Origin of the sequence: Gordonia sp. N1V (assembly GCF_029269935.1) — a bacterium.
Taxonomy (GTDB): domain Bacteria; phylum Actinomycetota; class Actinomycetes; order Mycobacteriales; family Mycobacteriaceae; genus Gordonia; species Gordonia polyisoprenivorans.
This window is the reverse complement of the sequence record NZ_JARJDD010000011.1, coordinates 71,993-85,096: the sequence shown is the minus strand read 5'-3', so window position 1 is coordinate 85,096 and position 13,104 is coordinate 71,993. Positions and strand designations below refer to the sequence as shown.

The 13,104-nt window shown below is 67.7% G+C and carries 15 protein-coding genes and 1 riboswitch; of the genes, 8 read left to right on the top strand and 7 right to left on the bottom strand.

All coding sequences use genetic code 11. The features are described 5' to 3' along the window. Positions 1-3 precede the first annotated feature (3 nt). Positions 4-393 (top strand): helix-turn-helix transcriptional regulator, encoded by a 390-nt coding sequence (locus tag P3L18_RS15620; protein ID WP_079929167.1) that lies wholly within the window; start codon positions 4-6, stop codon positions 391-393. A gap of 27 nt (positions 394-420) precedes the next feature. On the opposite strand, the gene P3L18_RS15615 is transcribed toward P3L18_RS15620, so the two are convergent. From P3L18_RS15615 to P3L18_RS15605, 3 genes are all read right to left on the bottom strand, one after another. Beyond that, entirely contained in the window at positions 421-1,026 is a 606-nt protein-coding gene (locus P3L18_RS15615) for an ATP-dependent Clp protease proteolytic subunit (RefSeq protein WP_006372284.1), read from the bottom strand. Further along, complete coding sequence (locus tag P3L18_RS15610; RefSeq protein ID WP_276114571.1) at positions 1,023-1,637, bottom strand: ATP-dependent Clp protease proteolytic subunit; 615 nt, start codon at positions 1,635-1,637, stop codon at positions 1,023-1,025. Before P3L18_RS15610 ends, P3L18_RS15615 begins: the two co-directional genes overlap by 4 nt. A 110-nt stretch (positions 1,638-1,747) precedes the next feature. After that, positions 1,748-3,364, bottom strand: coding sequence for an alkaline phosphatase D family protein (locus P3L18_RS15605; RefSeq protein ID WP_276114570.1), 1,617 nt, complete (start codon positions 3,362-3,364; stop codon positions 1,748-1,750). Positions 3,365-3,465: 101 nt separating this feature from the next. Next, positions 3,466-3,676, top strand: a riboswitch (cobalamin riboswitch). A gap of 88 nt (positions 3,677-3,764) precedes the next feature. Between P3L18_RS15605 and P3L18_RS15600 the strand changes: the two genes are divergently transcribed. The 3 genes from P3L18_RS15600 to P3L18_RS15590 are packed head-to-tail and all read left to right on the top strand — an operon-like array spanning position 3,765 to position 6,647. After that, complete coding sequence (locus tag P3L18_RS15600; RefSeq protein WP_276114569.1) at positions 3,765-4,838, top strand: iron ABC transporter permease; 1,074 nt, start codon at positions 3,765-3,767, stop codon at positions 4,836-4,838. Between the two features lie 31 nt (positions 4,839-4,869). Next, a complete protein-coding gene (locus tag P3L18_RS15595) occupies positions 4,870-5,643 on the top strand; it encodes an ABC transporter ATP-binding protein (protein ID WP_276114568.1) in 774 nt (257 codons plus the stop codon). Next, the gene (locus P3L18_RS15590) at positions 5,640-6,647 is read left to right on the top strand and encodes an ABC transporter substrate-binding protein (protein WP_276114567.1); all 1,008 of its coding nucleotides are present in this window, start codon (positions 5,640-5,642) and stop codon (positions 6,645-6,647) included. Before P3L18_RS15595 ends, P3L18_RS15590 begins: the two co-directional genes overlap by 4 nt. A gap of 60 nt (positions 6,648-6,707) precedes the next feature. On the opposite strand, the gene P3L18_RS15585 is transcribed toward P3L18_RS15590, so the two are convergent. Then, positions 6,708-7,370 (bottom strand): hemolysin III family protein, encoded by a 663-nt coding sequence (locus P3L18_RS15585; RefSeq protein WP_172398762.1) that lies wholly within the window; start codon positions 7,368-7,370, stop codon positions 6,708-6,710. 122 nt (positions 7,371-7,492) lie between these two features. Here P3L18_RS15585 and P3L18_RS15580 point away from each other — a divergent pair, with 122 nt between their 5' ends. Then, a complete protein-coding gene (locus P3L18_RS15580; protein ID WP_276114566.1) occupies positions 7,493-8,302 on the top strand; it encodes an isoprenyl transferase in 810 nt (269 codons plus the stop codon). Positions 8,303-8,320: 18 nt separating this feature from the next. Here P3L18_RS15580 and P3L18_RS15575 read toward each other — a convergent pair whose 3' ends face one another. Beyond that, on the bottom strand, positions 8,321-9,796 hold the full coding sequence (locus P3L18_RS15575; RefSeq protein ID WP_276114565.1) for a PLP-dependent aminotransferase family protein: 1,476 nt from the start codon (positions 9,794-9,796) through the stop codon (positions 8,321-8,323). Positions 9,797-9,879: 83 nt separating this feature from the next. Here P3L18_RS15575 and P3L18_RS15570 point away from each other — a divergent pair, with 83 nt between their 5' ends. Further along, a complete protein-coding gene (locus P3L18_RS15570) occupies positions 9,880-10,644 on the top strand; it encodes an NAD(P)H-binding protein (RefSeq protein ID WP_276114564.1) in 765 nt (254 codons plus the stop codon). Continuing rightward, a complete protein-coding gene (locus P3L18_RS15565; protein WP_276114563.1) occupies positions 10,641-11,120 on the top strand; it encodes a carboxymuconolactone decarboxylase family protein in 480 nt (159 codons plus the stop codon). Before P3L18_RS15570 ends, P3L18_RS15565 begins: the two co-directional genes overlap by 4 nt. Before the next feature lie 17 nt (positions 11,121-11,137). Here the strand turns inward: P3L18_RS15565 and P3L18_RS15560 are convergent, their stop codons facing one another. Then, positions 11,138-11,590: a MarR family winged helix-turn-helix transcriptional regulator gene (locus P3L18_RS15560; protein ID WP_079929155.1), complete on the bottom strand. Its 453-nt coding sequence runs from the start codon at positions 11,588-11,590 to the stop codon at positions 11,138-11,140. 58 nt (positions 11,591-11,648) lie between these two features. Here P3L18_RS15560 and P3L18_RS15555 point away from each other — a divergent pair, with 58 nt between their 5' ends. After that, the gene (locus P3L18_RS15555) at positions 11,649-12,017 is read left to right on the top strand and encodes a cupin domain-containing protein (RefSeq protein WP_276114562.1); all 369 of its coding nucleotides are present in this window, start codon (positions 11,649-11,651) and stop codon (positions 12,015-12,017) included. Between the two features lie 23 nt (positions 12,018-12,040). On the opposite strand, the gene coaA is transcribed toward P3L18_RS15555, so the two are convergent. Continuing rightward, a complete protein-coding gene (gene coaA, locus P3L18_RS15550; protein WP_006372267.1) occupies positions 12,041-12,982 on the bottom strand; it encodes a type I pantothenate kinase in 942 nt (313 codons plus the stop codon). Between the last annotated feature and the right edge of the window lie 122 nt (positions 12,983-13,104).

Sequence of the window (13,104 nt, the reverse complement as noted above, 5' to 3'; positions counted from 1 at the left end):
CCCATGATCGAGCAGACGTCCAAGGCCGAGACCGCCGGAGCCCGGTCGTCGGCACCGGTGGAACCGCTGTTGCGCGAGGTGACCGGCAAGGTTCTGCGACGCCATCGCCACGATCGGGCCGAACGTCTCGTCGAGACCGCTGGTCGGGCCGGTGTCTCGAGCCAGTATCTTTCCGAACTCGAGCGCGGCCGCAAGGACGCGTCGAGCGAACTGCTCGGTGCCGTCGCCGGGGCTCTCGGCCTGTCACTGCTCGACCTCACCCGCGAGGTTGCGGCGGAGTTGGCCCGGTCGATGAGCGTTCCGGTGCTCGGTTCGGTGCCGGCGCGGGGCGGGGATCGGGTGACCACTCGGTGGCGCAACGCCTCCCGGGCGCCACTCGCGCTGGCCGCGTGAGTACTGCGGGCCGTCACCGGCGGGCCGTCACCGGCGGGCGAGCACGGCGCGCTCGTCGATGACGTGGTCGGCGATTCCGTAGTCGACGATCTCAGACGCTCGCAGGACCCGATCCCGGTCGGTGTCGTGGCGCAACGTCTCGACGTCGTTGCCGGTGTGGCGGCTCAATGCACGTTCGATCTCCTCGCGGGTCCGCAGGATCTCCTCCGCGGCGAGGATCAGATCGGGAATGGTGCCGCGGCCCTGCCCCGACGGCTGGTGCAGTAACACCCGCGCATGCGGCAGCACCGCACGCCGGCCTGGTCGGCCCGCCGCCAGCAGCAGGGCGGTCGACGAGAGTGCCTGTCCCACACAGGTGGTCGCGATGGGCGCGTGACAGTACTGCATGGTGTCGTAGAGCGCGAAGGTGGCCATCACCGATCCCCCGGGAGAGTTGATGTAGAGGTCGATCGGCGCCTCCGGGTTGTCGGAATCGAGGTGGAGCAATTGTGCGATGAGTGCGTTGGCGACGCCGTCGTCGAGTTCGGTTCCCAGATAGAGGATTCGGTCGTCGAGCAATCGGCTGTAGATGTCCATGACGCGCTCGCCCTGCGGCGTTCGGCTGATGACGTTGGGAATCGTGTAAGTGCTCATCGGATCACCCCGAATCCGGCCGGTGCGGTCGCGGCCGGACGCAACTGTGCCACCGAGTCGACGACGTGATCGACGAAGCCGTACGCAAGCGCCTCCTCCGCGGTGAACACGTGATCGCGCAGCGAGTCGGCGAACACCCGATCACGGGTCTGGCCCGTGCGCTCGGCGATGACCCCGAGAACGGTGTCCCGAACATGGCGCAGGTCGTCGGCCTGCAACTCGATATCGGGGGCGTAACCGCCGATCCCCGCAGATCCCTGGTGCAGCAACACCTTTGCGTGCGGCAAGATGAATCTTTTTCCGCGGGTGCCGCAGCAGAGCAAGAATTGTCCTGCGCTGTAGGCCATTCCGAGGTTGACCGTCACCACGTCGTTCGGGACGATACGCATCGTGTCCATGATGGCGAGCATCGCGGGCACCGAGCCGCCCGGAGAGTTGATCCACAGGCCGATGTCGGCGACCGGATCGTGTGCCGACAGCATCACCAACTGTGCGCACAGCGCACTGCCGATCTCGTCGTCGAGTGCCGAATCGAGCATCAGGATGCGTTGGTTCAGCAGGCTCTCGGCGGTGCGTTTACGGAGGGGTGGGGAGGTCTTCTGTTCGCTCATGTGTCCAGGTTGTCGAACGCTTCGCCAGTGGTGCCATCCGATGCTGCTGTGCGCGGAACCGCGCGGCGCACAGCAGATGTGGTGTGGGCACAGCAGATCTGATGGTCTCCTCAGAGCACCTCGACCTCGGGGCGTCCGGCCGGAATGGTCACGACTGCGCGTGTGTGGAGCCGGGCGTCGGCGGTGCTGACGGTCGGGCAGACCCGGAACCGCGCCTCCCACCGGTCGTGGGTGATCGTATTCAGGACGTATCCGCGTTGGGCGTTGCCGAATTGTACATGGGGTGAGGCGGCCTTGAGTTGTCGATCGGACTCGTCACTGTCGGGTCCGTCGCCGCCGGAGCTGATGGATGTGCCCGCCAACTCGACACCGACCGTGGGCGCAGGTCGGGTGTAGGTGGATCGCAACTCCGACACCACATTCCGGTGGATGTCGCCGACGATCGACACGAGGTTGGGGGTTCGGCGTTCGCGGGCGCCGTCGAGGACACGCGCCCGCGACGCCTCGTACCCGCTCCATCCGTCCATGCTCACCGCGCGGACCCCGTCACGCTCTCGCGCGAGGTCGGCGATCGTCGTCTGGTGGGCCAGGACGTTCCATCGGCAACCGGAGGCCGCGAGACCGTCGAGTATCCACCGCTCCTGGGCTGCGCCGGTGATGGTGCGGCGTGGGTCCGCGGTGGCCGCGTTCTGCCCGGTGTCGTTGTCGCCGTTCACCTGATCGCTGCGGTGGGTACGCGTGTCGAGGACGCTGAACCGAGCGAGATCGCCGAACGTGAAGCGACGATAGGCACGAAATCCGCGCCCGGGCGGGGCGAGCCGAACGGCGGTGTTCTCCCACCAGGCGCGCATGCCCGCAGCCCGCCGGAGCAGGAACTGCGGAATGGGTTGGTCGTCCTCGGGAGTGTCGGCGGCCCAGTTGTTGTCGACCTCGTGGTCATCGAAGATCGTGATGAACGGGCTCATCCGATGCGCCGCTTGCAGGTTCGGGTCGAGTTTGTACAGGGCGTAGCGCTCGCGGTAGTCGTCGAGGTCACGGCATTCGCGATACGCCGACGCCGGTACCACCGCGGTATCGCGTGCACCGCCGCCCATCGGGATCGGCTTCTCGTAGATGTAGTCGCCCAGATGAAACACCACGTCGGGGGCCTCGCGGGCCATTTCGCCGAACGCCGGGTAGTGGCCGTCGGCCCAGGCCTGGCAGGAGGCGAAGGCCAACGACAGTGCGCCGGTGGGTGTTCCGACGCGCTGTGCGGTCCGGGTTCGGCCGACCTCGGAGATCTCGCCGAGCGCGCGAAATCGGTAGAAGTAGTCGGTCCCGGGCGTCAGGCCGCGGACGTCGACGTGCACGCAGTGCCCGGTGTCCGGGCCGGCACCGGTCACACCACGCGCCACGACGCTCCGCATCCGCTCGTCGCGGGCCACTTCCCAGCCGACATCGTGGGATTCTCGGCCCATGCCCCCGCCGGGTGCGAGTGGGTCGGTCGCCAGCCTCGTCCACAGGATGACGGCGTCGGCGAGCGGGTCGCCGGAGGCGATTCCCAGGGCGAACGGGTGGCCGGCACCTCGGACCCGTCGAGCGGAGGCGGCGTCGGTGGCGAACAGGGTGGGGGCGGTGGCCAGCCCGGCGGCCAGCGCGGTCCAGGTGAGGAATCGACGGCGCGTCGTCCCGGCGCGCAGCACCTTGTCCGGGGTGACGCGTAGCGGAATATGGCTGGGGGAGGACATGCCTCGAGGCGATCACCGCACGGTGTCGTCGGGGATGACGACCGGCCACGACTCGGTGATGCGGTGGTGAAGACCTGGGCAACGCCTCGGCGAGATGCCTGCTACGCTCAGCGCGCGTCGGTTCCGACCGGGTCACACGGTCCGGTCGGTGAAAAGGGAATCTGGTGAGAATCCAGAGCTGCCCCGCAGCGGTGACGGAAACGACAGCGGCTCCTCGCACTGGACTTCACGGTCCGGGAAGCGGCCGCGGGTAGGTGGCATCTCGGTGCCGCGTCCGAAGTCCGAAGACCTGCCGCCGTGGCCATGGGGGACCGTGGTCGACACTTGCCTCGCGGGATATGGCCGGTGCGCCGATCTGTCGTGCGCGGCTGTCTTCCGCCCGACGAGAGACCGTGCCACAGTGGACGATCACACCTCACCGCAGGCCGCGCCACCCGCGCCGACCTGGGCGCGTGTCGGCGTGTTCGCGGTGCTCGGTGTGCTCGCGCTGTTCGTGGTCGCATGGGCGGGTGTGGCGTTCGGTACCGCCGACGTCGGTGGAACCGATGTGCCGCGCTTCGTGTGGGCCGCACTGACCGGCGGCTCGATCTCCGCCGACGACGCCGCCGCGTACTGGATCGTCATCGATTCGCGGGTACCACGGGTGATCACCGGAGCGGTGGTGGGCGCCGGGTTGTCGGTGGTGGGAGTGGTCGTGCAGGCGATGGTGCGCAACCCGCTCGCCGACCCGTACGTGCTCGGTATCTCCTCCGGCGCATCGGTGGGGGCCACGAGCGTGGTGCTCTTCGGCGTCCTGTCGGGCATCGGGCTCTATGCGATGCCGGTCGCGGCCTTCGCCGGAGCGCTGCTCGCGACCCTCATCGTGTTCGGGATGGCCTCCGGGGCAGGCGGATTGACACCGTTGCGACTCGTGTTGACCGGCACCGCGGTGGGCTACGGCTTCTCGGCGCTGACCACGGTGTTGGTGTTCCTCGCACCCACCGGCGACGCCGCGCGCAGCGTGATGTTCTGGCTCCTGGGCAGTCTGGCCGCGGCCAGCTGGTATTCGGCGGTCCTCGTGGGCGTCGTGACCGTCGGCGGGGTGATCGCGGTGGCAGGCTTGGCGCGCTCGCTCAATGCCCTCGCCATGGGCGACGAGGTCGCCGCGTCCCTCGGGTTGTCGGCGTCGCGGTTCCGCGTCATGGCATTTGCGTTGTCGGCGTTGATGACCGGTGTGATGGTGTCGGTGTGCGGGGCGATCGGCTTCGTCGGGCTCGTCGTTCCCCACGTCGCGCGGCTACTCGTCGGCGCCGACCATCGTCGCCTCGTGGTGATCGCTCCGCTGATCGGCGCGGTGTTCCTCGTCGCCGCCGATCTCGTCGCCAGAACCGCCGTGCCGCCACAGGAATTGCCGCTGGGCGCGATCACCGCCGCCGTCGGGGTGCCGATGTTCCTGATCCTCATGCACCGCCGACGCAGCGTGGTCGATCGATGAAACGGGTTGACGACCACCGGGGGTGGGGAAGATGACGACAGCGGGCTATCACGGGGTCGGCGTCGACATCGGTTCGGCAACGTTGCTGCGCGAGGTGACCTTCACCGCTGCGCCGGGGAGTTTTCTCGGCGTGATCGGACCCAACGGCAGCGGGAAATCGACACTGCTGCGCTGTCTGTATCGTGCGCAGCGGCCCACGACCGGCCACGTTGAGGTCGACGGCGTCGACGTGGCCGCGATCTCGATGCGCGACAACGCCCGTCAGGTCGCCGCGCTCACCCAGAGTTCCACGCTGGACTTCGATTTCACCGCTGCCGAGGTGATCGCCAGCGGTCGGTTCCCGCATCGGTCGATCGCGCGGACGTCCCGGGCGACCGACGGGGCGGCGGTCGAGGAGGCCATGGGTGTCGCCGGGGTCGGCCATCTCGCCGACCGGATCTTCACCTCGCTGTCCGGGGGTGAGGCGCAGCGGGTGCTGATCGCGCGGGTACTCGCCCAGCAGCCACGGGTCATGGTGCTCGACGAACCGACCAACCATCTCGATGTGCGACACCAGTTCTCGGTGCTGGCCGCAGCCCGGGACTCCGGTGTCACCGTGGTGGCCGCCCTGCATGATCTGAACATCGCCGCCCAGTTCTGTGACATGTTGCTCGTCCTCGTCGGCGGTCGGGTCGTCGGGAGCGGCACTCCCGAGCAGGTGCTCGTACCTGCGAATCTGCGCGCCTGGTTCGACATCGACGCCCACATCGTCCGACATCCTCGCCTCGACGTCCCCCAGATCCTCTTCGATGAAAGGCAATCATGAGAAGACTCCCGCTGCTCGCGCTGGCGTGCGCGGCACTGTTGACACTCGCCGGATGCGGCGCCGACGTGGCGTCGCCGTCGCAGAGGTCCGCCGGGGCCTCGGTGACCGTCACCAACTGTGGTGCGCCCCTGACGGTTCCCGGCGTGCCGGACCGCGTACTCACCAACGACACCGGTATCACCGAGTTCATGTTCGCCCTCGGGCTCGCCGATCGGATGGTCGGCTACACGACCTACGCGGGCAAGGAACGTGACATCGCCTCCTCGCCGTGGAAGTCGGATTTCGCATCGACCAAGAACCTCGGTGACGCCTTTACCCGAGAGGTCATCGCGGCCGCCGAACCCGACTTCGTGTTCGCCGGATGGAACTACGGGTTCAAGGAGTCCACGGGAGTCACCCCGGACTGGATACGCACCATCGGCGCGGTCCCGTATCAGTTGACCGAGGCGTGCCGGCAGGCCGGCAGCACCGCGCGCGGCATCATGCGGCCCTTCGATGCGCTCTACGCCGACATGAGCAATCTCGGTGAGATCTTCGGCGTGCAGCGCCGCGCCGGTGACCTTGTGTCGCAGTACAAGTCACAGGTCGCCGAGGCCGGGCGCGGAGCCCCGCAGGCCGGTTCACGGGCCAAGGTGTTCCTCTTCGACAGCGCCGACCCGAGCCCGTTCACCTCCGGGCGCAACGCGGCGCCGGATCAGATCATCGACGAGGCCGGCGGCACCAACGTGTTCGGCGATCTCAACGACTCCTGGACCACCACGTCGTGGGAGGCCGCGGCGCAGCGCAACCCCGACGTCATCGTCATCGTCGATTACGGTGCCGGCGAGCAGAACACGGTGGACGCCAAGATCCGCCAGCTCGAGTCACAGCCGCTGATGGCCAACACCACCGCCGTACGGGAGCGGCACTTCATCTCGTTCCCGTACGCCGCACTCGTCGAGGGCCCGCGGAATCCGGCGACCACGGTGGCGCTGGCGAAATACCTACGGTCGATCGGTCGGTGACGGCTCGGGGATGACGAACTCGGGGATGTTGTTGGTGGGGGCCCGGCACGGTGGGGCGTGTCAGGCCAGCACCAACCACACCGCGATGTAGTGCAGCAGCGCCGCGATCGCGGTGCACACGTGGAAGACCTCGTGGTGACCGAAGGTCGCCGGCCACGGGTTGGGACGTCGTAGCGCATAGAGGATGCCGCCGACGGTGTAGAAGATCCCACCGAGGGCGAGTAACACCATGACGGTGACCCCCGCGTGGGTCACCAGGCTCGGGGCGACGGCGACGATGACCCAACCGAGCAGAACGTAGAGCGCCACGCCGAGCCAGCGTGGTGCCGCGGGCCAGACGATCTTCAGCACCACCCCGGCGACGGCACCGATCCACACGATCCCGAGCACCCACAATCGCAGCGGGGACGGCAGGGCGACCACACAGAACGGTGTGTAGGTGCCGGCGATGAACAGGAAGATCATCGAATGGTCGGCGCGCTTCATGCGGATCTGGGCGCGGACGGTCTTCCAGTGCACGCGGTGATAGGTCGCCGACACGCCGAAGAGACCGACGATGGTGATCGCATAGATCGCACACGCCGTCGATGCGGCGGCGCCGCGCAGGAGTGCAGCGCCGATCACCACGGCGATACCGCAGGCCGCGGCCACGAAGGCCGCGTACTGATGGATCACGCCCCGCAACCTCGGCCGATCGGCCACTGGGGTGGTCAGTACGGTCATCACAGGAACCTACGGTACCGTAACTTATGCGGTCTGCATGACGATGTGGCGATCGCCTCCCGGGCGTCCCGACGCCGACGACCGCACACGCCCGCGACCGGGCGCGGCTAATCTGGGTCGCGATGAAACTGCTTCCCGATCGCCTGCGCGGCCCGATGCTCACCGTGTACGAGCGACGTCTGGTCCAGCTGATGGACACCACCCGCCTGCCGCGCCACGTCGCGATCATCTGCGATGGAAACCGGCGGTGGGCCCGAGAAGCCGGTTTCGAGGACGTCAGCCACGGCCACCGGGTCGGGGCGCGCCGGATAGCCGACATGCTCGGATGGTGTGCCGAGCTGGGAATCGAGACGGTCACCATCTACCTGCTGTCGACGGAGAACCTGCAGCGTGAATCCGAGGAACTCGACGCGCTGATGGAGATCGTGCCCGACATCGTCGACGAGATCTCGCGGCCGGCCGACGACGCCGACCCCGAGGCGCCGGCCGGCGACTGGCAGGTGCGCATCGTCGGCACGCTCGATCAGTTGCCGGAGGCGGTCGCGCAACGGCTGCGCAGTGCCTCCGAACGCACCCGGGGCCGCGACGGCATGAACGTCAACGTCGCTGTCGGCTACGGCGGCCGCCAGGAGATCGTCGACGCCGTGCGGGCGCTGCTCGCCGAGTGCAAAGCCGACGGCGGGACGCCCGAGCAGATGATCGACGCGGTCACCGTGGAGGCCATCGACCGCAACCTCTACACCAAGGGTCAGCCCGATCCGGATCTGGTCATCCGCACCTCCGGAGAGCAGCGACTCTCCGGATTCCTGCTGTGGCAGAGCGCGTACTCCGAAATCTGGTTCACCGACGCGTACTGGCCGGAGTTCCGGCGGGTGGACTTCCTGCGCGCGCTACGCGACTACGCGGCCCGGAATCGACGATTCGGTAAGTAACTCCGGGCCCTTCGTCGGTCAGCGGTACTCGGTGATCAGCGTGGCGAGGGCGTCGACGTCGCGGACGAAGGTCGAGTTGGCCGGACTCGCGAACCCGACGACCAGCCCGCCCTGAGCGACGCCGTTCTCGTCGACGGGCGGATCGGCGTCGGGGTGGCGCATGGCGTCGAGGCCGCCGAAGGCGAAACCTCGTGCATGACAGTCCCGCAGGAGTCGGTGCTCGACGTCGACCGGCAGCGGGATCACCGCGTGCAGACCGGCCGCGATCCCGGACACCTCGATCCCATCGGCGGCGAGCCGGGCGATGAGGTGATCGCGTCGGGCGCGATAGAACTGACGGCTGCGCCGGATGTGGGTGTCGTAGGTGCCGGCCGCGATCATGTCGGCGAGGACGAGCTGATCGACGATCGAGGCGTCCGGCTCGCGAACCCCCTTGGCCCACATGACCGCCGACACCAGCCGCGGCGGCAGGACGAGCCAGCCGATGCGTACCGCGGGCGAGAGGCTCTTGCTCACCGATCCGGTCTGGATCACCGAGTCGGGCGCGAGACCCTGCAGCGCTCCCACCGGGTCACGGTCGTAACGCAACTCGCCGTCGTAGTCGTCTTCGACGATCACCGCGTCGGTACGCGCGGCCCACTCGACGACCTCCGCGCGCCGATCCGGTGCCAGTGCCACGCCGAACGGATACTGATGACTCGGCGTCAGCACGACGGCGTCGACGCCGGAGTCGGCCAGACGCGACACGTCGGCACCCCGGGCATCGACGGGTAGCGGCGAGGTGGCGACACCGCGCCGGGCGATGACCTCCCGATGGAACGGCAGGCCGTGGCTTTCGACAGCCACTTTCCTCTCGAACACGGTGCGCGACAACAGATCCAGCGACCCACTGACCGAGGTGGTCAACACGATGCAGTCCGGGCTGGTCCGGACGCCGCGGGCACGGGCGAGGTAGGCGGCCAGTTCGGTGCGCAGTGTCTCGCTGCCGTTGGGTGCCGACGGCGCGAAGACGGAATCGGAGGCGCCGTTCAGTGCACGTCGTGTCGAGGCAGCCCACGCCGACCGCGGAAACAGCGACGGATTCGGTTGCCCGAGAGCGAAATCGTGGTCTGCAGTGGGCAGGGTGACCGTTGGTGGCGCCAGACTGGCCGGCTGTGGATGTATCCCGCCGGCCACTCGTGTGCCCGAGCCCTGACGCGCGGTGAGGCGGCCCTCGGCAACGAGTTCGGCGTACACGGCGGCCACCGTGCCGCGGGCGAGTCCGAGATCGGCGGCCAGCGACCGGTACGGCGGCACCATGGTTCCCGGGGGTAGCCGGCCATCGGAGATGGCGTCGCGCAGGCCGTCGGCGAGAGCGCGGCGTCGCATGGCTCCGCGTCCTCGTGCCGTCGTCGACGGGTCCGGCTGGAGATCGAGGAACAGGTCGGTGCCCAGGCGTGCCGCCACACGCTCCCACGGGTCGCCCTCGGTCGAATTGACCTTCTTTTCGGCCATCGGATTGGACCTCTTTTCCGGTGCAATTACTCCCTACCGTAGGTGACACGACACTTGAGATGAGAGAACTGGAGGAGGCAGGGATGCGGACAGTCGTGTTCGGGGCGAGCGGTGAGATCGGACGCCGCCTGGGCGAAACGTTGCAGGGCAGAGGGATCGAGGTGGTCGCCGCGCAGAGGTCGGCCGGTGTCGATGTCTACACCGGCGACGGCGTGGCCCGGGCGTGCGCGGGTGCCGACGTGGTCGTCGACTGCGTCAATGTCACGACCACTCGTGCGAAGGTCGCCGTCGACTTCTTCGGCACGGCTGCGCGGCGGATCGCCGAGGGCGCGGTCACCGCCGGCGTGGGCCGGGTGGTCTGCCTGTCGATCATCAATGCCGCCGATCCGGCGGTCAACGCGAAGTTCGGCTACTACCAGGGCAAGGGTGAGCAGGAGCGGGTCTACCGCGAGTTGCTCGGGCCCGACGTGCTGAGGGTGGTGCACTCGGCGCAATGGTTCGAACTCGCCGAGCAACTGCTCGCGCGCACGAGTCTGGGGCCGGTGGCGGTGGTACCGCGCATGAGGTGTCGGCCCTTGGCGGCCGCCGACGCCGCCGATGCCGTGGCCGATGCGGCGCTCGAACCCGTACACGGCGATGTCGAGGTGGCCGGGCCGGAGGTGATCGATCTCGCCGATCTGGCGAAAGAGGTTGCTCGTCAGGACGGTTCCCCACGATGGGTGATTCCGGTGCGGATCGGGGGTAAGGCGCTTCGGACGGACGGGTTGCTGCCGCGCGGTGAGTTCGTGCAGACCGAGACAACCGTTGAGGCCTGGCTCGCCCGGCGCGGTGAGCGGGTGTCACGATGAGCCCGGCGGCGCCCGACGGGGTGCGCTATTGGTTACCAACGGCCAACCCCGGTGTCTACAAGGCGCTCGTCGCCCTTCAGCGCGCCTCGGCAGATGCGCTCGATCGAGAGCTGTTGGAACTCATCAAGATCCGCGCTTCGCAACTCAACGGGTGCGCATACTGCCTACACATGCATCTGTCCGATGCGCTCGGTCTCGGCATGGATCCGATCACCCTCGGGATGGTTGGGGTGTGGCGGGAATGTCTTTCGATGTTCGACGAGAAGTCCAGAGCGGCATTGGAGTTGACCGAGTACGTCACACGGATCGGTGACGACGGGGTGCCCGACGAGGTCTACGAGCGGGTGCGTTCGGTATTCGGCGACGCGGCCTTCGGTCAGGTGCTCGCATCGATCGCCATGATCAATGTCTGGAACCGGATTGCCCTCACCGGGGGCTATCCGGCCGGTCTCGATGAGCGCACGCTGCGTTCCTGAGTTCTCGCCGACAGGTGTCACCACAGGGGGCGGGGAGTGGCGTCCGCGCCGAGTCTCTGCAATGCGCCGACGACCGTCGCCATCGCGTCGTGCCCGATGTCGCACTCGAGGTCGGCGGCGACGTCGGCGGCGCTCTGCGCGGCCAGCCGGGTCACCGCCCGACCGCGTCGGGTGAGTTCGACCAGCCGCGCTCGCCGATCGGTCGGATGCGGCCCGCGTGTGACGTAGCCCTGATCCTCCAGCGTTTCCACGATCGCGGAGGCCGATTGCTTGGTGACCCCGAGGTGCGTGGCGATCTCGTTGACCGTCGCCCCGGCGGAGGCGATCCGCGCGAACACCAGTCCGTGCACCGGACGTAGGCCCGGGTGTCCGTGCGCGACGACCCGGGAGTTGATGTGTTCGGTGACCGCCGCCTGTGCGCGCATCAACAAGAAGGGGAGATCGGCCATCGGGGGACCCGGGGTTGACATGTGGACAGTCTAGCTGTCTTATAAAGACAGTTTAACTGTCTGATGGGGAGTGGTTGTCATGTCTGTCGTCGTTCGACCGGTGGTTCACGGAATGCATGGTGCGCGGTTCGAATCCTTTGTGGCGCCGTCGCGCGGTAGTGCCGAATTATGTGCGTGGCGAACGGTTCTGGAATCCGAACAGATCGGCACGGCGCATCGGGTGGATCGCGAGGAGGTCTTTCTGGTGTTGACCGGGGAGCCGGAGTGCGAGCTCGATGGTCGGCGGCACACTTTGACGGCGGGGTCGGTCGTCCATGTACCGGCCGGGTCGCGGGTGCGGCTGGACAACCCGGGATCGGCGGAGGCGACGGTGTGGGTCACCGCACCGGCCGGCCTGACCGCGGTCACCGACTCCGGGGAGACGATCACTCCGCCCTGGGCTCGCTAGGGCGTGTCTCCCACACCCCGGGTTCACAACTTGCGCAGGCGAACCCGATTGATCGAGTGGTCGGCGTCCTTGCGGAGTACCAGGCTCGCTCGGGGGCGGGTCGGCAAGATGTTCTCGCGCAGGTTGGGCAGGTTGATGGAGGTCCAGATGTCGCGCGCGGCGATCATTGCCTGATCGTCGGTCAACGACGCGTAGTGGTGGAAGTGCGAATTGGGGTCGGCGAACGATGTCGACCGCATCTGCAGAAACCGGGAGATATACCATTTCTCGATGTCGTCGGTCTTGGCATCGACGTAGATCGAGAAATCGAACAGGTCCGACACCATCAGGGTGGGGCCGGTCTGTAAGACGTTGAGCCCCTCCAGGATCAGGATGTCGGGCTGGCGGATGTAGTGGCGGACATCGGGAACGATGTCGTAGGTGAGGTGTGAATAGACCGGCGCGGTGACCTCCCGGGCGCCCGATTTCACCTCGGTGACGAAGCGCAACAGCGCCCGACGGTCATACGACTCGGGAAAACCCTTGCGGTGCATGATGGCCCGACGTTCCAACTCCGCGGTCGGCAGCAAGAAGCCGTCGGTGGTGACGAGATCGACCTTGGGGTGCGACTCCCAGCGTGCGAGTAGCGCCGCGAGCACACGCGCGGTCGTGGACTTGCCCACGGCGACACTGCCCGCGATGCCGATCACGAACGGCACCTGCTTTTCTCCGTGGCGGTCGCCGAGGAAGGTCGAGGTCGCGGCGAACAGTCGTTGCCGCGCGGCCACCTGCAGATGGATGAGTCGCGACAACGGCAGGTAGACCTCGGCGACCTCGGTCAGGTCGATCTGCTCGCCGAGGCCGACGAGCTGATCGAGTTCGTCGGAGGTCAACACCATCGGCATCGATTCACGCAGTTCACGCCACTGTTTGCGGTCGAGTTCCATGTACAGGCTCGGGTCGCGATCGCTGGAGTGGCGTGCCATCAGCGCAGCACCGGATCCGTGACGGTCGCTGCATGGGTGCTCGACATGCCACCCACCCTATAAGCACCGCAGAATCGGCGGTGTCGGTGCCCTATCGGGACGAACGCGACATGACGGCGTGG

What these genes read in the sequence shown, in the direction of transcription:
- coaA (WP_006372267.1), bottom strand. Translation starts at nt 12,982, where the DNA reads ATGGCACGCCACTCCAGCGATCGCGACCCGAGCCTGTACATGGAACTC.
- P3L18_RS15615 (WP_006372284.1), bottom strand. Translation starts at nt 1,026, where the DNA reads ATGAGCACTTACACGATTCCCAACGTCATCAGCCGAACGCCGCAGGGC.
- P3L18_RS15595 (WP_276114568.1), top strand. Translation starts at nt 4,870, where the DNA reads ATGACGACAGCGGGCTATCACGGGGTCGGCGTCGACATCGGTTCGGCA.
- P3L18_RS15560 (WP_079929155.1), bottom strand. Translation starts at nt 11,590, where the DNA reads ATGTCAACCCCGGGTCCCCCGATGGCCGATCTCCCCTTCTTGTTGATG.
- P3L18_RS15590 (WP_276114567.1), top strand. Translation starts at nt 5,640, where the DNA reads ATGAGAAGACTCCCGCTGCTCGCGCTGGCGTGCGCGGCACTGTTGACA.
- P3L18_RS15580 (WP_276114566.1), top strand. Translation starts at nt 7,493, where the DNA reads ATGAAACTGCTTCCCGATCGCCTGCGCGGCCCGATGCTCACCGTGTAC.
- P3L18_RS15585 (WP_172398762.1), bottom strand. Translation starts at nt 7,370, where the DNA reads ATGACCGTACTGACCACCCCAGTGGCCGATCGGCCGAGGTTGCGGGGC.
- P3L18_RS15565 (WP_276114563.1), top strand. Translation starts at nt 10,641, where the DNA reads ATGAGCCCGGCGGCGCCCGACGGGGTGCGCTATTGGTTACCAACGGCC.
- P3L18_RS15610 (WP_276114571.1), bottom strand. Translation starts at nt 1,637, where the DNA reads ATGAGCGAACAGAAGACCTCCCCACCCCTCCGTAAACGCACCGCCGAG.
- P3L18_RS15570 (WP_276114564.1), top strand. Translation starts at nt 9,880, where the DNA reads ATGCGGACAGTCGTGTTCGGGGCGAGCGGTGAGATCGGACGCCGCCTG.
- P3L18_RS15620 (WP_079929167.1), top strand. Translation starts at nt 4, where the DNA reads ATGATCGAGCAGACGTCCAAGGCCGAGACCGCCGGAGCCCGGTCGTCG.
- P3L18_RS15575 (WP_276114565.1), bottom strand. Translation starts at nt 9,796, where the DNA reads ATGGCCGAAAAGAAGGTCAATTCGACCGAGGGCGACCCGTGGGAGCGT.
- P3L18_RS15555 (WP_276114562.1), top strand. Translation starts at nt 11,649, where the DNA reads ATGTCTGTCGTCGTTCGACCGGTGGTTCACGGAATGCATGGTGCGCGG.
- P3L18_RS15605 (WP_276114570.1), bottom strand. Translation starts at nt 3,364, where the DNA reads ATGTCCTCCCCCAGCCATATTCCGCTACGCGTCACCCCGGACAAGGTG.